This is a genomic window from Streptomyces hamibioticus (assembly GCF_047946815.1).
Classification (GTDB): domain Bacteria; phylum Actinomycetota; class Actinomycetes; order Streptomycetales; family Streptomycetaceae; genus Streptomyces.
Map to the genome: position 1 here is coordinate 4,774,217 of NZ_JBKKQY010000001.1, position 19,864 is coordinate 4,794,080.

Annotated in this window: 21 protein-coding genes, 2 tRNA genes and 1 pseudogene; 12 read left to right on the plus strand and 12 right to left on the minus strand. The window is 71.4% G+C overall.

The annotated features are described in order from the left end of the window. Positions 1–166: 166 nt before the first annotated feature. A tRNA-Lys gene (locus ACLGIH_RS21715) sits at positions 167–240 on the minus strand. 187 nt (positions 241–427) lie between these two features. Here ACLGIH_RS21715 and ACLGIH_RS21720 point away from each other — a divergent pair. From ACLGIH_RS21720 to ACLGIH_RS21730, 3 genes are all read left to right on the plus strand, one after another. Then, positions 428–1,744 (plus strand): peptidoglycan-binding protein, encoded by a 1,317-nt coding sequence (locus ACLGIH_RS21720; RefSeq protein WP_416526929.1) that lies wholly within the window; start codon positions 428–430, stop codon positions 1,742–1,744. Positions 1,745–1,915: 171 nt separating this feature from the next. Then, the gene (locus ACLGIH_RS21725) at positions 1,916–3,043 is read left to right on the plus strand and encodes an SPFH domain-containing protein (protein WP_416526930.1); all 1,128 of its coding nucleotides are present in this window, start codon (positions 1,916–1,918) and stop codon (positions 3,041–3,043) included. A gap of 163 nt (positions 3,044–3,206) precedes the next feature. Next, on the plus strand, positions 3,207–3,812 hold the full coding sequence (locus ACLGIH_RS21730) for a lytic polysaccharide monooxygenase auxiliary activity family 9 protein (RefSeq protein ID WP_416526931.1): 606 nt from the start codon (positions 3,207–3,209) through the stop codon (positions 3,810–3,812). 50 nt (positions 3,813–3,862) lie between these two features. On the opposite strand, the gene ACLGIH_RS21735 is transcribed toward ACLGIH_RS21730, so the two are convergent. The 6 genes from ACLGIH_RS21735 to ehuB all read right to left on the minus strand — a co-directional run bounded on the left by ACLGIH_RS21735 (position 3,863) and on the right by ehuB (position 8,090). Further along, positions 3,863–3,936: transfer RNA gene (locus ACLGIH_RS21735), tRNA-Lys, on the minus strand. Positions 3,937–4,055: 119 nt separating this feature from the next. Further along, complete coding sequence (locus tag ACLGIH_RS21740) at positions 4,056–4,826, minus strand: IclR family transcriptional regulator (RefSeq protein WP_416526932.1); 771 nt, start codon at positions 4,824–4,826, stop codon at positions 4,056–4,058. Between the two features lie 196 nt (positions 4,827–5,022). After that, entirely contained in the window at positions 5,023–5,817 is a 795-nt protein-coding gene (gene ehuA, locus ACLGIH_RS21745) for an ectoine/hydroxyectoine ABC transporter ATP-binding protein EhuA (protein ID WP_416526933.1), read from the minus strand. Continuing rightward, positions 5,807–6,457, minus strand: a complete 651-nt coding sequence (gene ehuD / locus ACLGIH_RS21750) for an ectoine/hydroxyectoine ABC transporter permease subunit EhuD (RefSeq protein WP_416526934.1) — start codon at positions 6,455–6,457, stop codon at positions 5,807–5,809. The genes ehuA and ehuD overlap by 11 nt, the downstream gene beginning before the upstream one ends. Further along, positions 6,454–7,161 (minus strand): ectoine/hydroxyectoine ABC transporter permease subunit EhuC, encoded by a 708-nt coding sequence (ehuC, locus tag ACLGIH_RS21755; RefSeq protein WP_416526935.1) that lies wholly within the window; start codon positions 7,159–7,161, stop codon positions 6,454–6,456. The genes ehuD and ehuC overlap by 4 nt, the downstream gene beginning before the upstream one ends. After that, positions 7,158–8,090 (minus strand): ectoine/hydroxyectoine ABC transporter substrate-binding protein EhuB, encoded by a 933-nt coding sequence (gene ehuB, locus ACLGIH_RS21760; protein ID WP_416526936.1) that lies wholly within the window; start codon positions 8,088–8,090, stop codon positions 7,158–7,160. Before ehuB ends, ehuC begins: the two co-directional genes overlap by 4 nt. 106 nt (positions 8,091–8,196) lie before the next feature. Here ehuB and ACLGIH_RS21765 point away from each other — a divergent pair, with 106 nt between their 5' ends. Next, positions 8,197–8,691 (plus strand): DUF3830 family protein, encoded by a 495-nt coding sequence (locus ACLGIH_RS21765; protein ID WP_416526937.1) that lies wholly within the window; start codon positions 8,197–8,199, stop codon positions 8,689–8,691. On the opposite strand, the gene ACLGIH_RS21770 is transcribed toward ACLGIH_RS21765, so the two are convergent. Beyond that, positions 8,672–10,096 carry an amidase gene (locus ACLGIH_RS21770; RefSeq protein WP_416526938.1) on the minus strand — a complete coding sequence of 475 codons (1,425 nt, stop codon included), beginning with the start codon at positions 10,094–10,096 and terminating at the stop codon, positions 8,672–8,674. The two genes, ACLGIH_RS21765 and ACLGIH_RS21770, sit on opposite strands and share 20 nt — an antisense overlap. 16 nt (positions 10,097–10,112) lie before the next feature. After that, positions 10,113–11,066, minus strand: coding sequence for a D-2-hydroxyacid dehydrogenase (locus ACLGIH_RS21775; RefSeq protein ID WP_416526939.1), 954 nt, complete (start codon positions 11,064–11,066; stop codon positions 10,113–10,115). Positions 11,067–11,294: 228 nt separating this feature from the next. Here ACLGIH_RS21775 and ACLGIH_RS21780 point away from each other — a divergent pair, with 228 nt between their 5' ends. The 3 genes from ACLGIH_RS21780 to ACLGIH_RS21790 all read left to right on the plus strand — a co-directional run bounded on the left by ACLGIH_RS21780 (position 11,295) and on the right by ACLGIH_RS21790 (position 13,915). Continuing rightward, positions 11,295–12,233: an aspartate racemase/maleate isomerase family protein gene (locus tag ACLGIH_RS21780; RefSeq protein WP_416526940.1), complete on the plus strand. Its 939-nt coding sequence runs from the start codon at positions 11,295–11,297 to the stop codon at positions 12,231–12,233. After that, on the plus strand, positions 12,230–12,961 hold the full coding sequence (locus ACLGIH_RS21785) for a maleate cis-trans isomerase family protein (RefSeq protein WP_416526941.1): 732 nt from the start codon (positions 12,230–12,232) through the stop codon (positions 12,959–12,961). The genes ACLGIH_RS21780 and ACLGIH_RS21785 overlap by 4 nt, the downstream gene beginning before the upstream one ends. Positions 12,962–13,111: 150 nt before the next feature. Beyond that, a complete protein-coding gene (locus ACLGIH_RS21790; protein ID WP_416526942.1) occupies positions 13,112–13,915 on the plus strand; it encodes a hypothetical protein in 804 nt (267 codons plus the stop codon). A 335-nt stretch (positions 13,916–14,250) separates the two neighbouring features. Here the strand turns inward: ACLGIH_RS21790 and ACLGIH_RS21795 are convergent, their stop codons facing one another. Both ACLGIH_RS21795 and ACLGIH_RS21800 read right to left on the minus strand, forming a co-directional pair. Beyond that, positions 14,251–14,511, minus strand: coding sequence for a hypothetical protein (locus tag ACLGIH_RS21795; RefSeq protein ID WP_416526943.1), 261 nt, complete (start codon positions 14,509–14,511; stop codon positions 14,251–14,253). Positions 14,512–14,560: 49 nt separating this feature from the next. Further along, positions 14,561–14,995, minus strand: a complete 435-nt coding sequence (locus ACLGIH_RS21800) for an ATP-binding protein (protein WP_416526944.1) — start codon at positions 14,993–14,995, stop codon at positions 14,561–14,563. A gap of 223 nt (positions 14,996–15,218) precedes the next feature. Between ACLGIH_RS21800 and ACLGIH_RS21805 the strand changes: the two genes are divergently transcribed. The 5 genes and pseudogenes from ACLGIH_RS21805 (at position 15,219) to ACLGIH_RS21825 (ending at position 17,851) form a co-directional block, all read left to right on the plus strand. Next, entirely contained in the window at positions 15,219–16,070 is an 852-nt protein-coding gene (locus tag ACLGIH_RS21805; protein ID WP_416526945.1) for a helix-turn-helix domain-containing protein, read from the plus strand. 8 nt (positions 16,071–16,078) lie between these two features. Further along, positions 16,079–16,276, plus strand: a complete 198-nt coding sequence (locus ACLGIH_RS21810; RefSeq protein WP_416526946.1) for a DUF397 domain-containing protein — start codon at positions 16,079–16,081, stop codon at positions 16,274–16,276. Between the two features lie 4 nt (positions 16,277–16,280). Beyond that, on the plus strand, positions 16,281–16,487 hold the full coding sequence (locus tag ACLGIH_RS21815) for a DUF397 domain-containing protein (protein ID WP_416526947.1): 207 nt from the start codon (positions 16,281–16,283) through the stop codon (positions 16,485–16,487). 24 nt (positions 16,488–16,511) lie between these two features. Beyond that, a pseudogene (locus ACLGIH_RS21820) lies at positions 16,512–16,679 on the plus strand (DUF397 domain-containing protein); the annotation flags it as partial. Positions 16,680–16,750: 71 nt separating this feature from the next. Continuing rightward, a complete protein-coding gene (locus ACLGIH_RS21825) occupies positions 16,751–17,851 on the plus strand; it encodes an LLM class flavin-dependent oxidoreductase (protein ID WP_416526948.1) in 1,101 nt (366 codons plus the stop codon). Here ACLGIH_RS21825 and ACLGIH_RS21830 read toward each other — a convergent pair. Next, on the minus strand, positions 17,827–19,683 hold the full coding sequence (locus ACLGIH_RS21830; RefSeq protein ID WP_416526949.1) for a putative bifunctional diguanylate cyclase/phosphodiesterase: 1,857 nt from the start codon (positions 19,681–19,683) through the stop codon (positions 17,827–17,829). The two genes, ACLGIH_RS21825 and ACLGIH_RS21830, sit on opposite strands and share 25 nt — an antisense overlap. Positions 19,684–19,864: the final 181 nt, after the last annotated feature.

Genomic DNA, 19,864 nt, shown 5'->3' on the forward strand with positions numbered 1-19,864 from the left:
GGCACCGGAAACCGGTTCTCCCCCCCAACCGGACCAGGGTTCTACGGCGTTCGTCATGATCGCAAGATGCGAAACGCGGTGTTTGCCGGTCAAACGTGTTCATTGTGGCGTGTGGGGAGCGCACGACGAAGGCCCCCCGCTCGAAGCGGAGGGCCTTCGCTGTCGGTGCGCCGCCAGGGACTCGAACCCCGGACCCGCTGATTAAGAGTCAGCTGCTCTAACCAACTGAGCTAGCGGCGCCGGCTGACGCCCACAACTCTACCCGACCCCGGAGGGTGCTCCTGACCGCCGGCCGGGGGCCGGGCCGGCGCCCGGGAGGCCCCCGTACATCATTCGGACCGTCAGCATGCGCGGTTCGAAGTCAGTTGAGAAACTGACGCACGTGTACCGCCGCGGACTTTTTCAGCAGGAGTGTGAGGGGAATCGCATGGAGGCTCCGGTATTCGAGGAATTCGACCCGGAGGTCGACTGCGACTGCCCGGGCTGCCGGCACTGGCGGCGCGTCCTGCCGCATTCCCCGTCCGGCCGCACCTTCGCCCATCCGGCGGCCCACCGGACCCTGATCGTGGCGGCCGCGGCCGCGGCCTCCGCCGCGCTCGGCGCGAGCCAGGCGGCAGCGCTCCCGGCCGCCGCCCACGCCCCCGACCGGCCCGGCATTCCCACAGGTGACGAGCCCGACACCCCGCAGGGCGACCGGGCTCCGCTGCACGGCGCGAGCGGGAAGCCGGTGGTCCCGCCGGCCGGCGCCGGTGTCCGCGCGATCACCCGGACGGAGATCATCAACCGGGCCAAGAAATGGGTCGCCGCGAAAGTGCCGTACAGCATGACCGCCTACTGGTCCGACGGTTACCGGCAGGACTGCTCGGGCTATGTGTCGATGGCCTGGAGCCTGCCCGGAAACGAATGGACGGGCAGCCTCGGCACGTACGCGGACCGGATTTCCAAGGAGGAACTCCAGCCCGGTGACATTCTGCTGTTCCACAACACGTCCGATCCGCACGCGGGCTCCCACGTGGTGATCTTCGGCGGCTGGACGGACCACACGCACACCTCCTACACCGCCTACGAGCAGACCCGCCCGCACACCCGGAAGCAGACCACCCCCTACGCCTACTGGAGCAATTCCTCCCGCTATCTGCCCTACCGGTACAAGGGTGTGGTGTCCGCCACCCCGGACACCGCGGGGCCCCAGGCAGCGCCCTCGACGCGCTACCCGGGGGCGGCGTCCTTCGGACCCGGCGCCGACAACGCGTACGTCACCCGGCTGGGGCGGCTGCTGATCGAGCGCGGCGGCGGGCGCTTCTACGCCTCCGGGCCGGGACCCCGCTGGTCGGACGCGGACCGCAGGGCCACCCAGGCGTTCCAGCGGGCCCAGGGCTGGCGCGGCGCCGACGCCGACGGGCTGCCGGGTCCGGCCACCTGGGAGCTGCTGGCCACCGGCAAGGGCAGGGACATCCCGGCCGCGGCGGCGGGCGGACCGGCCCCGGAACCCGCCTCGCACGGGGTGCCCGGCTACCCGGGCCGTGCGATGTTCCGGCCGGGCGCCACCAACGAGTACGTCACCCGGCTGGGCAGGCAGCTGGTGAAGAAGGGATTCGGCAAGCACTACACGACCGGTCCGGGCCCGCGCTGGGGCGAGGCGGACCGGCGGAACGTCGAGGCCTTCCAGCGCGCCCAGGGCTGGCGCGGCGGAGCGGCCGACGGCTACCCGGGCCCGGAGACCTGGCGGCGGCTGTTCTCCTGACCACCGGCCCGCACCGGCATCCGCATCCGCGACCCCACCGGTCACCCCACCTCCTCTCACCACTCCCACACGTCTCCTCACCCCCTCATCTCCTCACCCCCACTCCTCTTCGGACCCTGCACTCGCCGACCCCCCGTTCATGACGCATCTGGCGCGGAGGCTGGAGCACGCATGAGTACGACCTCTTCGACGACCACGTCACCCACCCCCGAGCCGAGCGGACCGGCGGAGGGCGCGGCCCGGCCCGTCCGGCTCATCCAGAACGAGTCCACCACCGAGATCCCCGTCCACCTGCTCTTCCGCGACGACCCGGACCCGGAGCCGGTGCCGCTGCGACCGGCGGTCGTCGGCCGCAGGCAGGGCACCGGGGAGCAGCCGCGGCTGCGCCGTCCGCTGCCGGGGAAGCCGCGGCCCGTGCCGCAGGTCGACCCGGACCTGGTGGAGCGCCCGGCTCGGGTGCTGCCCGGCGCGGCCGGCGTGCTGGCCGGTTCCTGCGGCGCGGCCGGCTGTGCGGTCACCACGTGGTGGGCGGGCATCCTGCCGCCGATCGCGGCCTCGGCGCTTCCGGCGTACCAGGGTGCCGGGCTCGGTCCGGTGCAGTGGGCGGCGTACGCGGCCGCCGGGGCGCTGGGGCTGTTCGGCTTCGGCGGGCTGGCCCGGGGCCGGACCGGGCGGGCCTGGGTGCTCGGCCTGTTCGGGCGCTACCGGGGGACCGTCCGGCGCACCGGCCTGATGTGGGTCAACCCGCTGCTGCTGCGCCGCCGGGTGGACGTCCGGCTGCGGCACTGGCGCAGCGAGCCGATGCCCGCCGCCGACGGCAGCGGCGTAGCGCTGCGGGCGGTGACGCTGGTGGTGTGGCGGGTGCGGGACACCGCGCGGGCCACGCTGGGCGTCGAGGATCACGAGACGTATCTGCGCGAGTGCGTGGAGGCGGCGCTGGCCCGGGTGCCGGTGGAGACACCCGGCGGGTCGCGGGGTGCGGCGGACGCGGCGGCCGAGACGCTGACCCGGCTGGTGGCGGCGGAGGCGGCGGCGATCGGTCTGGAGGTCTTCTCGGTGCGGCCGGTGCGGGTGGAATACGCCCCCGAGGTCGCCGCCGCGATGCACCGCCGCCGGATCGCCGCCCTGGACGCGCAGCACCGGGCGACCGTGCTCACCTCGGTCGTGGACTCGGTGGAGGACACGGTGACCCGGCTGACCACCCGCGGGCTCGTCACGCTCGACGACTACGAGCGCAAGGCGCTGGTGCGGGACCTGACGGTGGCGTTCTGCGCGGGACGCGGGGAGGGCCCGCACTGACGGTTCCGCGACGGCTCCCTGACGGCTGCCCGAGGCGCCCCCGAGGCGCCCTCGACCGGGTTCCTCGATTGGTATGGACATGTTCAACTAACGGCAATAACCTGAGACTTGGTCTAGACCTGCACGGCTCACTGAACCTCCCCCACGTCACAGGAGCGGCAGTATGCGCAAAAGGACCAAGTTGTACGCCGGGGCGGTGGGTCTGGCGACCACCGGCGCCCTGGTGCTCTCCTCCGGCGGTGCCAGCGGTCACGGCTACACCGACCTGCCCATCAGCCGGCAGAAGCTCTGCCAGAACGGCTCCGTCAGCAACTGCGGTGCGATCCAGTGGGAGCCGCAGAGCGTCGAGGGCCCGAAGGGCTTCCCGGCGGGCGGACCGGCGGACGGGCGGATCTGTTCCGCGAACAACGCCCCGTTCTCCCAGCTCGACAGCCCGAAGACCCCCTCGGGCGGAGCCTGGCCGACGACCAGGGTGACCGGCGGGCAGAACTACACCTTCCGCTGGCAGTTCACCGCCATGCACGCCACGACCGACTTCAAGTACTACGTGACGAAGCCGGGCTGGAACCAGAACCACAACCTGTCCCGGTCCGACCTCAACCTCACGCCGTTCCTGACGGTGCCGTACAACGGGCAGCGCCCGCCGTCCACGCTCTCCCACAGCGGCCGGCTGCCGTCCGGGCTGAGCGGCCACCACGTCATCCTCGCGGTGTGGACGGTCGCCGACACCGGCAACGCGTTCTACGCGTGCTCGGACGTGACCTTCTGAGGCTCAGAGGAAGGGGCCCCCTCGCGTCCGCGAGGGGGCCCCTTCGTTTGTGCGCCGCCAGGGACTCGAACCCCGGACCCGCTGATTAAGAGTCAGCTGCTCTAACCAACTGAGCTAGCGGCGCATGACTCCCGCCGACCGCGCGTTTCGCTCTCGCGGCGGCGACGAGGAAAATACTACCTGGTCCACGGAGGTGCTTCCGACCACGGACAGGTGAACCGGGAGAGCCGCGGGCCGGGTGTCCTAGATCGCCAGCGACAGCAGTACCCGCGCCGCGTTCCGGTTCAGCGTGTCGGCCGCCCGGCGCAGCCGGTGGGCGTGCTCGACCGGCATGGACAGCGCCAGGCAGCCCGCCGAGGCGCCGGCCGTGATCGGGACCGCGGCGCAGACCGTGCCGACCGCGTACTCCTGGAGGTCGAGGACGGGCACCGAGGGCGGCTGCGCCTCCAGGCGGGAGAGCAGCAGTCTGTCGCTGGTGATCGTGCGCGAGGTGAGGCGGGCCATCTTGTGCCGGGCCAGATGGTCCCGGCGGCCGGCGTGGTCCAGCTGGGTGAGCAGGCTCTTGCCGACCGCGGTGGCGTGCGCCGAGCAGCGGAAGTCGACCCACTCGTTGACCTTGGGCGCGGCCGGGCTGTCGGCGTACTGGGTGACGCGGACCTCGCCGTCGACGTACCGGCTGATGTAGACGGCCGCGCCGACGGAGTCGCGCAGCCGGTCCAGGGTGCGCTGGAGCTTGTCGCGCAGTGCCTCCTCGTGCCCGTGCGCCGAACCCAGCCGGGCGAGCGCCTCCCCGGTGACGTACGCCCCCTCGTGCCTGCCGTCGGTGATCTGCTCGACGTACCCCTCCCGGCGCAGCATCCGCAGCAGCGTGGTCAGCCGCTCGGGGGCCAGGCCGGTGTGCCGGGCGAGCCGGGCCTCGGTGACTCCGGTGCCGTGCCGTGCCACGACCTCCAGGACCCGCAGGGCGTCCTGGGCGGAGTGGAGCGGAGCGGTCGGCTTGTGCTGCAGCGCCACGGTGGTCTCCCTGCGCTCGCTCGTTGGGCCGTGGTCCGGACGGCGAATCCCTCTCACGATAGCGGCCAAAGGGCCTGAATTGCGCGGCGGTTGACGAGAATGCCTGCCCTCCCAACTGGGGCGTTGACCGCTGGCATATGCCAAAGGAATGCCCCAACGCCCGGACCTCGGGCGTCGGGGCAGACACTGCCGGCCGTCAGAGGACTGCGCTGAGGAACTCCCGGGTCCGGTCGTGCTCGGGCTCGCTGAAGATCTTCTCCGGCGCACCCGCCTCGATGACGCGGCCCGAGTCGAACATCAGGACCTGGTCCGAGATGTCCCGGGCGAAGTTCATCTCGTGGGTCACGCAGAGCATGGTGATGTCCGTGCTGCGCGCGATGTCCCGCAGCACGTCCAGCACGCCGGCGACCAGTTCCGGGTCGAGCGCGGAGGTGACCTCGTCCAGCAGCAGCACCTTGGGCCGCATCGCCAGCGCCCGGGCGATCGCCACCCGCTGCTGCTGGCCGCCGGAGAGCTGGGCCGGGTGAGCGTCGCACTTGTCGGCCAGGCCGACCATGTCCAGCAGTCCCTTGGCCCGCTCCACGGCCTCGTCCTTGGACATCCCGAGGACGGTGACCGGCGCCTCGGTGATGTTCCGCAGCACGGTCATGTTCGGGAACAGGTTGAACTGCTGGAAGACCATCCCGATCTTCTTGCGGACCTCGCGGACCTCCTTGTCGGAGGCCGGGAACAGCCGCTGCCCGTCGACGGTGATCACGCCCTCGTCGGGCTTGAGCAGCGTCATCAGCAGTCTGAGGATCGTCGTCTTGCCCGAACCGGACGGGCCGATCAGGGTGACGTGCTTTCCGGCGTCCACGGCGAAGTCGAGGTGGTCCAGGACGGTGTTGTCCCCGAACCGCTTGGTGACCTGCTCCAGCCGGATCAGCTCGCCGCCGCCCGACGCGGTGCTCTTCTCGGGGTTCTCGGGGGTGGGAAGGGTGTCAGTGGACAAGGCGTCGCTCCAGGGCTCGCAGGGCAAGGGAGGCCAGGTAGGAGATGACGATGAAGGCCACGCCGATCACCGTCAGGGGCTCGGTGAACTGGAAGTGCTCACGGGCGAAGAGCTGCGCCTCGCCGAGCATCTCCAGCACGGTGATCGCCATCAGGATCGGGGTGTCCTTCAGCATGGCGATGACGTAGTTGCCCAGCGCGGGGACGACCCGGCGGATCGCCTGCGGGAGGATCACCGCGGCCCAGGTCCGGCGCAGGGGCAGGTTCAGCGCCGTGGCCGCCTCCCACTGGCCGACCGGTACGGCTTCGATGCCGGCCCGGTAGACCTGCATCGTGTAGGTCGAGTAGTGCAGGCCGATGCCGATCACGCCGGTGGTCAGGGCGGAGGCGGTCAGGCCCCACTCGGGCAGCACGTAGAACAGGAAGAACAGCTGCACCAGCAGCGGAGTGTTCCGCACGAACTCGGTGATCGCACCGACCGGCCAGGTGACCCAGCGCGAGGGCGCCCGCATCAGCAGCGCCCACACCAGGCCGAGGACGAAGGAGATCACCGATCCGATGACCAGGATCTGCAGGGTGACCAGCAGGCCGTCCCAGAAGTGCGGCATGAAGTCGGCCACCGCGTTCCAGTCCCAGTTCACGAGACACCTCCCACGGTGGCCTCGGGCTGCCGAATGGCTTCGGTGCCGGTCCGAGGCGTCTTCCCCACCCCTGCCTTCAGCTTCTTCTCCAGGCCCCGCATGAGCCGGGTGAGCAGGAAGGCGATGACGAAGTAGATGAACAGGATGTACGTGTAGATCTCCGCGCTCTCCTGCAGCGCGAGACGCACCAGGTTGCCGCTGAACGCCAGGTCGCCCATGCCCATGAGGGACACCAGCGCGGTGCCCTTCAACAGCTCGACCAGCAGGTTCGAGAACGGCGGGATCATCTCCGGCACGGCCTGCGGCAGCAGGATCAGCCGCATCCGCTGCCAGGGCGTGAAGCTGAGGGCGATACCGCCCTCCTTCTGGGCCGGATCGACGGCCGCGATCGCACCGCGCACGATCTCCGAGCCGTACGCCCCGTACGTGAGCCCGAGCGCGAGCGTGCCCGCCCACATCGGCACGAGCTGCCAGCCGAAGCTCAGCGGCAGCACGAAGTAGATCCAGAAGATCATGATCAGCGCGGAGGTCCCACGGAACACCGTGGTGTACAGGCCCGCGAGGAACCTGACCACCCGCGACTGGTGGGTGTGGGCGATGCCGACCACGAAGGAGATCGCGGCGCCCAGCAGCGCGCTGAAGACAAGCAGCTGGATGGTGGTCCACACGCCCCTGACGACGAGTTCCCAGAGTCCGGATGTCATCCGCCGCAGAGCTCCTTCGCGGTCAGATCGGTCATCTCTTCCTCCGTGAAGCCGAACGGGCGCAGGATGCGCAGCAGTTCGCCGCTCTTCTTCATCTTGTGCAACTCGACGTTGAAGGCGTCACGCAGGTTGGTCTCGTTCGGCCGGAACGCGAAGGCGCCGCCGTCGACGTGCGGTTCGCCGTTGACGATCGGCTTGAACGGCTCGGTCACCTCGGCCTTGGTGGACTTCTTCACCACCTCGCGGGTGGTCAGCGCGGTACCGGCGAAGACGTCGGCGCGTCCGGTCTCGACGGCGTTGAGACCGGCCACCTGGTCCGGCACGATCAGGATCTCGCCCCGCGGGTAACCGGCCTCCACGGCGTACCCGATCTCCGCGTAGCCGGTGCCGGTCGCGAACTTCGCCTTCTTCTCCACGACGTCCCGGTAGTTGTGCAGGCCCAGGGGGTTGCCCTTGCGCACGATGAACGAGTCGAGCATCTGGTAGTCGGGGTCGGAGAAGATGACCTGCTCGCAGCGCTCGGGGTTGACGTACATCCCCGCGGCCACGATGTCGAACTGCTGCGACTTCAGACCGGGGATGAGGGAACCGAACTCGGTCGGCACCGGCTGCACCCGGTCCACGCCGAGACGTTGGAAGATGACCTTCGCCAGCTCCGGCGCCTCGCCGGTCAACTCGCCGTTCTTGTCGATGTACCCGAAGGGGATCTCCCCGGCGATGCCGAGCCGCGCGACGCCCTGCGCCCGGAGCCGCTCCAGGAGTTCACCCCCCTCCGTGTCCGAGGCGGTGGCCACGCGCGAGCATCCGGCGGCACCCAGCGCGCCGAGCGCCGCGACCCCCGCGAGCAGCGACCGGCGCGTGGGCCCGGATATCCCGGATATGCGGTCACGCCTGACTGTGGGCGGAATTCTGTCTGGTGGTGAGGCCATGGGCGCGCGGCTACCCGAAGCCCTCCGAGTTATGCCGGTCTTTTTCGGACCGGTATCGCACCGATGCGCCCTTGACCGCGGCGGCCGCGGGCACTGCCATGGGGGGATGGCTGATCGCTTCATCGAAGTCTCGCTGGTCAAACGCGACATCCGCTGCACGGCCCGGCTGCTGGACGACCGCGCTCCGCTCACCTGCGCGGCCGTCTGGGACGCGCTGCCCCTGGCCGGCGACGTCTACCACGCGAAGTACGCGCGCAATGAGATCTACGCGCTTTTCCAGCCCTTCGCGGAGAAAGAGCCGCCTCTGGAGAATCCGACCGTAACCCCTATCCCGGGCGATCTGTGCTATTTCGCCTTCGCGGGCACGGAGCTGGGCACCAAGGCGTACGGCTACGACCGTGAGGTCCGCCCGGGCACCACCCTGGTCGACCTGGCCCTGTTCTACGAGCGCAACAACCTGCTGCTCAACGCCGATGTCGGCTGGGTGCCCGGCATCGTCTGGGGCCAGGTCGTCGAGGGACTGGACGCCATGGCGGAGGGCTGCAACGACCTGTGGCGGTCGGGAGCGGCGGGGGAGGCGCTCAGCTTCCGCCGGGTGTAGTGCCGGAGCCGGGCCGCACGACGGGTTCGGCGACCCCGGCCTCGTACAGCGCGTGGGCCGTCCGCAGGAGCAGATCGTCCCGGTGCCGGGCGGTCACGAGCTGCATGCCGATCGGCAGGCCGTCCCCGTCCCGCCCGACCGGGACCGTCGCGGCCGGCTGCTGGGTCAGGTTGAACGGGTAGGTGAACGGCGTCCACCCCGTCCACCGCCGGTGCCCCGAGCCCTTGGGCACCTCCACGCCCGCCTCGAACGCGGTGATCGGCGTGGTCGGCGTGACCAGCACGTCGTACGCCTCGTGGAAGCGGCCCATCCGGCGGCCCAGCTCCATGCGGACGTCCACGGCGGCCAGGTACTCCAGCGCGGAGTGCCGCGCCCCGGCGGCGCAGACCTCCCGCAGGCCCGGATCGAGCAGCGCCCGCTGCTCGGGCCCGAGGTGCTGCACCACCCGCGCCGCCCCGCTGAACCACAGGGTGTGGAAGGCCTCCACCGGCTCGGCGAAGTCCGGGTCGGCCTCCGTGACGTACGCGCCCAGGTCCGCGAGCCGCTGCACCGCGTGCCGCACCGCCGCCGCCACCGCCGGCCGCACCGCCACCTGCCCGCCCAGGCAGGGGGAGTACGCCACCCGCAGCCCCCGCACCCCGCCGGACAGCGCCTCCGTGTACGACCCGGGCGGCGGCCCCAGCGCGGACCAGTCCCGGGCGTCCGGCACCCCGATCACGTCCAGCAGCAGCGCCGCGTCCGCCGCGTCCCGGGTCATCGGGCCCACGTGGGCCAGCGTGCCGAAGGCGCTCGCCGGGTAGAGCGGCACCCGGCCGTAGGTCGGCTTCAGGCCGAAGATCCCGCAGAAGGCCGCCGGGATGCGCACGCTGCCGCCGCCGTCCGTGCCCAGCGCCAGCGGCCCCGCACCGAGGGCCACGGCCGCCCCGGCGCCCCCGCTGGAGCCGCCGGCGGTACGGGAGGGGTCGTGCGGGTTGCGGGTGATGCCGCTCAGCGGCGAGTCGGTCACGCCCTTCCAGCCGTACTCGGGTGTCGTCGTCTTCCCCAGGAAGACCGCACCGTGCTCCCGCATCCGGGCGACCGCGGGGGCGTCCTCCTCCCAGGGGCCCTCCGGCGAGACGGCGCGCGACCCGCGCAGGGTCGGATGGCCGCGCATCAGCAGGATGTCCTTCACCGTGGCCGGGACGCCGTCGAGCCGTCCGCACGGTTCGCCGCGCCGCCACCGCCGCTCCGACTCCCGTGCCCGGTCGAGTGCCTCCTCGGCGGTGAGCCGGACGAAGGCGTTCACCTCCGGCTGGATCCGCTCGGCCCGCTCCAGCGCGGCCCGGGTCGCGTCCACAGGGCCGAATGCGCCCTTGCGGTAGCCGTCGATGAGCTGTACGGCGGTCAGCTCGGTGAGGTCGGTCATCCACCCTCCAAGGGAGTCAGTGTCCGGGTACGTACCCGCGCTGCTTGTCGACCACGTTCGTCAGAGGCCTGCCCGCCGACCAGCTCTCGTACAACTCCACGAACTGCGCACCCAGCTCGTCCCGCCAGCCGATCGTGTCCCCGCTCATGTGCGGCGACACGATCAGTCCCGGGACCTGCCACAACGGACTGCCGGCGGCCAGCGGCTCGGCCTCGAACACGTCCAGGGCCGCGCCCGCGATCCAGCGCTTGGCCAGCGCCTCGGCGAGCGCCTCCTCGACCACGAGCTGGCCGCGTCCGATGTTGACGAAGCGGGCGGAGGGCTGCATCACGCCGAACCGGCGGGCGTCGAACATGCCGCGCGTGTCCTCGGTCAGCGGGGCGGCCGCGATCACCCAGTCGGCGCGGGCCAGCAGCCGGTCCAGCTCCTCGGGGCCGTGCACGCCGGTGCGCGGGGTGCGGCCGACCAGCGCGGTGGTGATGCCGAGCGCCTTCAGGGTGTGCGCGATCGCCCGTCCGATCGGCCCCGAGCCGACGACGACCGCACGGGTGCCGGCCACCCGCTGCGACTCCCGGTGCCGCCAGGTCCGCTCCCGTTGCAGCTCCAGAGTCCTCGGCAGATCCTTGGCCATCGCCAGGACGAGGGCGGCGACGTACTCGGCGATGGGCTGGTCGAAGACCCCGCGGGCGTTGGTCACCACGGTCTGTGAGGCGGCGAGTTCCGGACACATCAGATGGTCCACCCCCGCGCTCGCGGTGTGCACCCAGCGCGGCCGGGGCCCACCGCCGGGCCACGCCTTCCGCACGGCGTGCGAGGTGAAGTCCCACACGAGCAGCACGTCGGCGTGCGGCAGCCGCTCGGCGAGCGTCGACTCGTCCGCGTACTCGATCCGGGCGCGTCCGGTGAGGCGGCCGAGGCGGGGGCGGGGGTCGGCGTCGAGGACGAGGAGGGTCGGGACGGGGCTGGTCATCGGCAGGCGCTTCTCCGGAGAAGGGGTGTGCGGCCGGTCCTGGAGGATGGGGGTGACCGACCTGTTGCGGCGGTCGCGGCACGGGGGCTGACGAGGGATTAACCAGCTGTTGACCTGCTGGTGACGCGCGCGGATTGACCACGCTCGCACCGGAACCTACCGTCGTCAACACGGCCGTGCGTACGGTGCGTTGTCCTCTCCTCCCTCAGTGTGAGGCCGGTGCGTGCCATGGACATCTCCTTTCTCGGCGGACCCGCCCCGCAACGCGGTGTCGGTGTCGTCGCTCCCTTCGACTTCGCTCTCGACCGCGAACTGTGGCGCTGGGTGCCGGACGAGGTCTCGCTCCACATGACGAGAACGCCGTACGTGCCGGTCGAGGTCAGCCTGGACCTGGCCCGCCTGGTCAGCGAGCACGAGACGCTTCAGGAGGCCACCCGGACCCTGAACGCGATCGCCCCCGGCGTCCTCGCCTACGCCTGCACCTCGGGCAGCTTCGTCGGCGGCATCGCCGGCGAACGCGCGATGTGCGCGGCGATGACCCGGGCCGGTGCGACCCCGTCGCTGACCACCTCCGGCGCGCTCCTGGAGGCCCTGGCCGAGCTGGGCGTACGCCGGGTCGCGCTGGTGACCCCGTACACCGTCTCCGTCACCCGGGCCCTGGAGGAGTACGTCGCCCAGGGCGGCGTCTCGGTCACCGGCTGCGCCTTCATGGGCCTGACCCGGCACATCTGGAAGGTCGGGTACCGCGAGGTCGCCGACATGGCCCACCGGGCGGTGCCCCGGCCGGGGGCGGCGGACGCGCTCTTCATCTCCTGCACGAACCTGCCCACCTACGACGTGATCCCGCAGCTGGAGGCCGAGCTGCGCATTCCGGTGATCTCCGCCAACCAAGTGACGATGTGGGCGGCGCTGCGCCGGCTGGGTACCCCTGCCGTGGGGCCGTATCAGGCGCTGATCGACCCGGCGGCCCGGTTCGGTTCCGTGGTGTCGGAGGTACCCGAGGCCCCGGGTGCCCCGAGCCTCCCGGGGGTGCCCGGCGTCCCCGGCCTTCCGGGTGTGTCGGGGGTCCCGGGGGTGTCCGGTGTCCCGGATGTGTCCGGCGTCCCGGGCGTTTCTGGTGTCTCCGGGCTTCCGGAGGAAGAGCAGCAGCAGGAAGGGTGGACATGACAGCACTGGGATTCCTGTACCCGGGTCACTCCGGCGAGGACGACTATCCACGCATCGAGCAGCTCCTGGGCAGTGACATCCGGGTCGACCTGGTGCACACCGACATCGGCGAGGACGCGCACCGCGTGGACGCGCTGCGCGAGATGGGCTCCCCGCAGCGGCTCGCGGCGGGCGTGCAGGAGCTGCGGCACGCGGGTGCGGAGGCCGTGGTGTGGGCGTGCACCAGCGGCAGCTTCGTGCACGGCTGGGACGGCGCCCACCAGCAGGTCCGCACCCTGGCGGCGACGGCCGGCATGCCGGCCTCCTCGACTTCCTTCGCCTTCGTGCACGCGATCCGGGAGCTGGGTCTGCGCCGGGTCGCGATCGGCGCGACGTACCCGGAGGACGTGGCCCAGCTCTTCGCGGAGTTCCTGCGCGCGGCCGGTCTGGAGGTGGCCGGCGTCCGCAGCTCGGGGATCATCACGGCGGCGGAGGTCGGCACCTGGACCGAGGCCGAGGTGCTGGCCCTGGCCCGCGCGGCGGACCATCCGGAGGCGGAGGCGATCCTCCTCCCCGACACCGCGCTGCACACGGCGGCCCACATCCCGGCCCTGGAGAAGGAACTGGGCAAGCCGGTCCTCACCGCCAACCAGGTCACGGTCTGGGAGGCGCTGCGCCTGGCGGACCGCCGGGTGAACGCTCCCGAGCTGGGCGCCCTGTTCACCCGGGAGCCGATCGTGCAGGCCTAGGGCGATCGTGCAGGCCCGGGGCACGATCCGCCGGACCGGTCCGAGATCCGCGGGCAGGTCCGGCACAACCTTGATCGGCTCGCCACAGTCTTGCTCCCGTAATCCCCGCGCCGCGTTCGGCGCGGGGCGTTGAACACAGGGAGTAGCACCGTGCGACCCACCGCCGTCCGCCGTACCGTCCTGACCGCCTCCGCGGCCACCCTCGCCCTGCTGGTCACCGCTTGTGGCGGCGGTGACCAGAAGGGCGGGAACGCCGAGGACAAGGGGGCGAAGGACGGTGGCGCGTCGAGCGCTCCGGCGGCGAAGGCGCTGACCGCCGCCGAGCTGGAGAAGCTCGTGATCGCCTCGGCCGATCTGAAGGACCACAAGGTCACCAAGCCGGGGAAGGACGCCGTCGCCGACCCCGCCACCCTCTCGGTCGGGAAGGCCGAGTGCGAGCCCGTCGCCCAGGTGCTGTCGGCCCTGCCGGCGGGCAAGCCCGCGGCGAGCGCCCAGCGCCTCGTCGTCCAGGAGTCCGCCGCGGCCAAGGAGGGCATGCCGGACCTCGACGGGCTGACGGAGGAGCAGGCCAAGGAGGCGATGCTCAACTCCCTCGACGTCACCAAGACGACGACCTCCCTCTGGTCCTACGACGCCGACGGCGCGGAGCAGACGCTGAAGACCCTGCGGGAGGCCGGCAAGAAGTGCGCCGGAGGCTTCAGCATGTCGGTCGAGGGAGAGAAGCAGCAGGTCACCAAGATCACCGAGGAGAAGCTCACGGCCGGGGAGGACGCCGTCGCCTGGACGGTGGGCACGAAGATGGACGGCACGGCCGCCGACACGAAGGTCGTCGTCTTCCGCCAGGGCACCACGCTCGCCGGGTTCTCGTCCTTCAACATCGCGTCGGTCACCCGGGGCGAGGCGTTCGACCAGCCGACCGCGGTGATCGACGCGCAGGAGGCCAAGCTCGGCTGACCGAAGCGGGGCCACGAAAGAACCCCGGCCCCGCTTCCGCGGGACCGGGGTCTTGACCGGAGCGCTGGGCAGGCCTTGCACCTGCATCTCCCCGCAGGAAGCGGGGCGTCTTTCCTTGGACCACCAACGCACTACCGGCTACCGGGAGTTGCCCCGGCGACCAGCGTGCGATGAGCGTACCGCAGCGATGCCCGGCACGCACATCGGCCCGCCCCGGCACCGCTACCCGGCGGTCCTGGAGCTTGTGACCCAGAAGGCAAGGACCCAGAACAGGGCCAACATCGCCACCCCCACCCACGCTCCGGTCATTGCCAGAACCGAAACGCAGGTACGCATCAGCATCTCTTGCCGCTGGAGCGCCCCTGTCGGGTGCGCCGTGCTTCCCGAAACTCCCGTATCTGTTGCTCGTCCCGCTCAGCAGCGCGTCGCCGTGACCGGGCCAGCAGCGGCTGGAGCACGGCGTACATCGCCGAGTAGACCAGGCACCGGGCGGCCAGGTCCCAGCCCCACGCCCGATCGGTGATCGCGGTCGTCAGTACGCCCGCCACCATGCCGCCGGCGACCGGCGCGCCGACCCGTCTCCACCACGGCCTCATGGGGTGCGGCTACCCCCGAGCGGCGGCCGGGCACCCGTCCGCGCGTCGATCAGGCCGTACTGCGAACCGGCGTCGCTGCGTGTCCCAGCTCGCACCACACGTACTTGCCGCGGTTGCCGTCCCTGGCGAGCGGTTGCCAGCCCCACACGTCGGCGCAGGCCCGCACCAGGGCCAGTCCGCGGCCCTCCTTCGATTCCGTCGCCTGCTCGAAGGGCCTGGGCGGTTCCGGGGGCGAGGGGTCGGCATCCCACGCACCGATCCGCAGGATGCCCGTTCCCGACCAGCGCACGCGTAGTGCGGCCGGTCCTTTGGTGTGGCGTACGGCGTTGGAGGCCAGTTCCGCCGCCAGTAGTTCGGCGACGTCGACCAGGCGGATCAGGCCGTGCAGGGTGAGGGTGAGGCGGAGGGTGCGGCGGCAGACGGTGACCGCGCGGACGTCGTTGGGGATGTGGAGGCAGTACTCCCACGGTTCGTTTTCGGGCATGCGGACTCCTCGGCGGTGAGGGGGAGTTGAGAGCGGGCGGGCCGGTGTCATTGCCGCGTCCGTCGTGGCAGGGCGGAGCGGTGCGCTTCCGGGGGCCTGGTGTCGCACGGTGTGCGTTGCGTCACCGACGGTAGGACCTAAATTTAGGTCCCGGCAAGTCGTTGCCGTAATCTTTCACCGAACGAGTCGGGCCTGAGTGGCAGTTGGGGCGAGGAGGAAGTGGATGGGGCGTCGTCAGCAGCCCACCGCGCGCCAGGTGCGTCTGGGGCATGAGCTTCGAAGGCTGCGAGAGGCCGCAGGACTCAAAGCGACCGAGGCGGCGAGCCTGCTCGGCGTGACCTCTGTGCAGATGAGTCAGATGGAGTCCGGGATCACGGGAGTGAGCGAGCGGCGACTGCGTCGGCTCGCTGCCCACTATGTGTGTACGGACGAGGGTTTGATCCACGCCCTGGCGGCGATGGCCACCGACCGCACGCGGGGATGGTGGGAGGAATACCGAGGCCTCCTGCCCGCGCAATTCCTGGACCTTGCCGAGTTGGAGCATCACGCCACTCACAGATGGGACGTGGACTTCCTCTACGTCCCGGGCCTTCTCCAGACGGAGGACTACGCGCGGGCCGTCTTCTCCTACCGTGTTCCCGAGTTGCCCGAGGACGAGTTGCAGCTGCGGGTGCGTCATCGCATGCAGCGCCGGGTGATCCTCGATGGGCCGGCGCCTGTCCCGTACGAGGCGGTAGTCCATGAAGGCGCGCTCCGTATCAGGGTCGGTGACCGGGCTGCGTCTCGTGCGCAGCTCTCGCACATCCTCGACCTGTCCACGGCGGGCCACATCACCGTGCGGGTCATCCCATTCGAATTGGACGGCTTCGCTGGGGCCGCGAGCGGGATGATCTACGCCGGTGGCGCCGTGCCCAAGCTGGACACGGTCGTACGGGATGCCCCTCACGGCACCGCCTTCGTCGATTCGGAAGCACAACTCGGCGCCTTTCGAACGCTCTTCCGTAAAGTGAAGGCTGTGACTCTGGACCCCGCTCAGTCCCGTGACTTCATCCACAGGTTGGCGAAGGAACTGTGAGGCTCTCGATGGCTGCATCCGGCAACTGGCGCAAGTCTTCCTACTCGGGACCGGGCGACGGCAATGCCTGCGTGGAGGTCGCCCACCACAGCCCCCGTATAGCCGTCCGCGACTCAAAAGCGCCGACCCGCGCCATCCTCACCTTCCCCGCTCCTGCCTTCACCGCCTTCATCGCCTCCCTCAAAGCCTTGGACCAGGAGAGCTGAAGCCATGGGTACACCCCAAACTCTCCGCTGGCAGAGGTCGTCATACTCCGGCGGCGGAGAGGGCAACGACTGCGTCGAGATCGCGGAACTGGACGACCTCATAGCCGTCCGTGACTCGAAGACCCCGGCCCGGGTCATCCTCACGTTTCCGGCTCCCGCCTTCGTGTCGTTCCTGGACGCTCTGAAGGCCAGTCCCGAAGGTGGACGATGACCACCCCCGGGCACCTGGCAGAAGTCGTCCTACTCGGGCGGCGGCCAAGGCGACGCCTGTGTGGAAGTGGCGCACCACCGGTCGCGGATAGCCGTGCGTGATTCCAAGGCGCCGACGCGTGCCCCCCTCACCTTCCACGCGTCCGCCTTCACTGCCTTCATCAGCACCCTCAAAGCCCCCCACCAGGAATAACCCGCCCCCACCTCCTGTTGACCCCGGCGCGAACGTCACCCGTCTCAGCGCCACCCAGGAGGCACCCCACCATGTCCGAAGACGCCGCAGAGGAGATCCGGGGCACCGCCCACGGCACCGCTCCCGTCCCCCTCTCCGTCCTGGACCTGGTCACCGTCGGCGCCGGACGGACGGCCACCGACGCGCTGCGCACCAGCGTCGAGCTGTCCCGTCTCGCGGAGTCCCGCGGGTTCCACCGGTACTGGGTCGCCGAGCACCACTCCATGCCCGGCGTCGCCTCCTCCTCGCCGGCCGTGATCCTGGCGCACCTCGCCGCGCACACCGAGCGCATACGCCTCGGCTCGGGCGGCGTCATGCTGCCGAACCACGCGCCCCTCGTCATCGCGGAGCAGTTCGGGACGCTGGAGGCCATGGCCCCCGGGCGGATCGACCTCGGCCTGGGCCGCGCCCCCGGCACCGACGGTGCCACCGCCGCCGCCCTCCGGCGTGCCGACCGGCTCAGTGAGGGCGCCGACGAGTTCCCGCAGCAGCTCGCCGAACTCGTCCGGTTCCTGGACGACGACTTCCCCGACGGGCACCCCTACCGGCGCATCCACGCCGTGCCGGGGCCGGTCCAGGCCACGAGCCCCGGCGGCGTCCAGTCCCCGCACCGGCCGCCGGTGTGGCTCCTCGGCTCCTCCGGGTTCAGCGCGCGGCTGGCCGGCGCCCTCGGGCTGCCCTTCGCCTTCGCCCACCACTTCTCGGCGCAGAACACCGTCCCCGCGCTCGACCTGTACCGGGAGACCTTCCGTCCGTCCGCCGTCCTCGACCGGCCGTACGCCCTGATCGGCGTCTCCGCGCTGGCCACGGAGGACGAGGAGGAGGCCCGGCGGCAGGTGCTCGCCGCCGCGCTGAACATGGTGCGGCTGCGCACCGGGCGGCCCGGACTGGTGCCGACGCCCGAGGAGGCGGAGGCGTACGACTTCAGCCCGACGGAGCGGGAGTTCGTCGCCTCCTGGAACGCGAACGTCATCCACGGCACGCCGGAGGCGGTCCGCTCCGGCCTCGACGACCTCCACAAGCGCACCGGCGCCGACGAGCTGATGATCACCGGCAACGCGCACAGCGGCGACGTACGGCTGCGCTCCTACGAGCTGATCGCCGACGCCTACGGGTTGCCGACGGCCGGCTGAAGCAGCAGCTCGGAGATGCGGTCCGGCGAGACCGGGCGCGAGTACAGCCAGCCCTGGCCGGTGTCGCAGCCGATCCGGCGCAGGCGGGTCGCCTGGTCGGACGTCTCCACGCACTCCGCCGTGACCGTCAGGCCGAGCCGGTGGGCCAGCTGGACCATCGCCTCGACGATCACCTCGTCCGCCGGGCTGGTCCGGTCGGCGTCCGTCTCCGCGTCCCGCTCGGCGCTGCGGGCGTCGTACTGGAAACCGCGCACGAAGGAGCCGTCCAGCTTCAGGACGGAGACCGGGAGGCGGCTCAGGTACGCCAGGTTCGAGTAGCCGGTGCCGAAGTCGTCGATGGCGATGTGCACGCCCATGTCGCTGAGCGCCTTCAGGGCCTGGAGCGGGCGGCCCGCCGAGCCCATCACCGCCGACTCCGTGAGTTCCAGCTGCAGCAGCTCCGGCGCGAGTCCCGTCTCGGCCAGCGTCGCCGCCACGTCCGCCACCAGGTCCGAGTCCCACACCTGCCGTACCGCCACGTTGACGCTGACGAAGATCGGCGGCTCGCCCGGGTTGTCGAGCTGCCAGCGGCGGGCCTGGCGACAGGCGGTGCGCAGCACCCAGCGGCCGAGGGGAACGATCGAGCCGTCCTCCTCCGCCAGTGCGATGAACCGATTCGGCGCCAGTACGCCGAACTGAGGATGATTCCAGCGGATGAGCGCCTCGACGCCGCGCAGCCGCCCGTCCTCCATGCCGACCAGCGGCTGGTACTCCAGGGCGAACTCGCCGCGGTCGATGGCCGGGCGGAGGGTGGAGGCGAGGGCCTGGCGGGTCATGCGGTGGGCGTTGCGCTCGGGGTCGAACAGCGTCCAGCGGGCCTTGCCGTCCGCCTTGGCCCAGTAGAGCGTGGTGTCCGCCGCCTGCATCAGGGCGGTGGGGGTCGTCCCGGCGGCGTGCCGTTCCACGACGCCGATCGACGCGGTCACCGACAGGCGGCGGCCGGCCAGGTCGAAGGGTTCCTGGAGGGCGGCCAGCGCGGATTCGGCGAGGTCGGCGAGCTGGTCGGTGCCCGTGGAGTCCTCGACCAGCAGCGCGAACTCGTCGCCGCCCAGCCGGGCCACCAGCGGTGTGCCGGTCCGGGTGTGGGCGGCCTCCTCCGCGCAGCGGCTGAGGCGCTCGGCGACGGCGGTCAGCAGACGGTCCCCGACGCGGTGGCCCAGGGTGTCGTTGACGGCCTTGAAGCCGTCCAGGTCCAGGTAGCACAGGCCGATCCGGCCGGTGCCGCCGTGCTCGTACGACTCCGGCTCCAGGGCGGCGGTGAGGCGCTCGAAGAACAGGGCGCGGTTGGGCAGCCGGGTCACCGGGTCGTGCATCTGCAGATGGCGCAGCCGGGCCTGGAGTTCGCGCCGGGCGCTGATGTCCGCGACGGACAGCAGCAGGCCGGGCGCGTCCCCGGCCAGCGGCGCCACGGTGACCTGCGCCCACAGGGACTGGCCGTCGGGGCGTTTCAGGCGCCGGGTGCAGCGCAGCCGGGGCCGGTCGCCGCGCAGCACCTCGCGGTACGCGCTCCAGGTGCGGGCGTCGGAGGCGAGGTCCACCAGGTCGGCCGCCGGGCACCCCGCCAGGTCCTCGGGCGTGGCGCCGAGGAGCGTGCCGAGCGTGTCGTTGGCGCTGACGACCAGGCCCTCGGGGTCGACGACGGCCATGGCGAGCGGGGCCGCCGTGAACACGGAACGGTAGGGCGGGGCGTCGCCCGCGAGGCCCGTACGAGGAGCCAGGCCGATGTCACTGTCTGTGACGGCTGACCGGTCGAGGTCTGCCGCGGGCGTCGGCCCTTCGGACGTTCCGCTCACCGCTTGCTCCCGCAGTGCACTCGATCGCTGTCCGTGCCGGAAAGTGTGCCGATCATAGAGGCTGGCCCGGGGGCCTTCCAGCCGCTGCGCGGTGTCCCGGGCGGGCGGGAAGCCCTGCCAGATCGTTTCTGCTCACCAATGGCCGGGTCCCAAACGTCCCCGACCAGTTGTGACGTTCCGT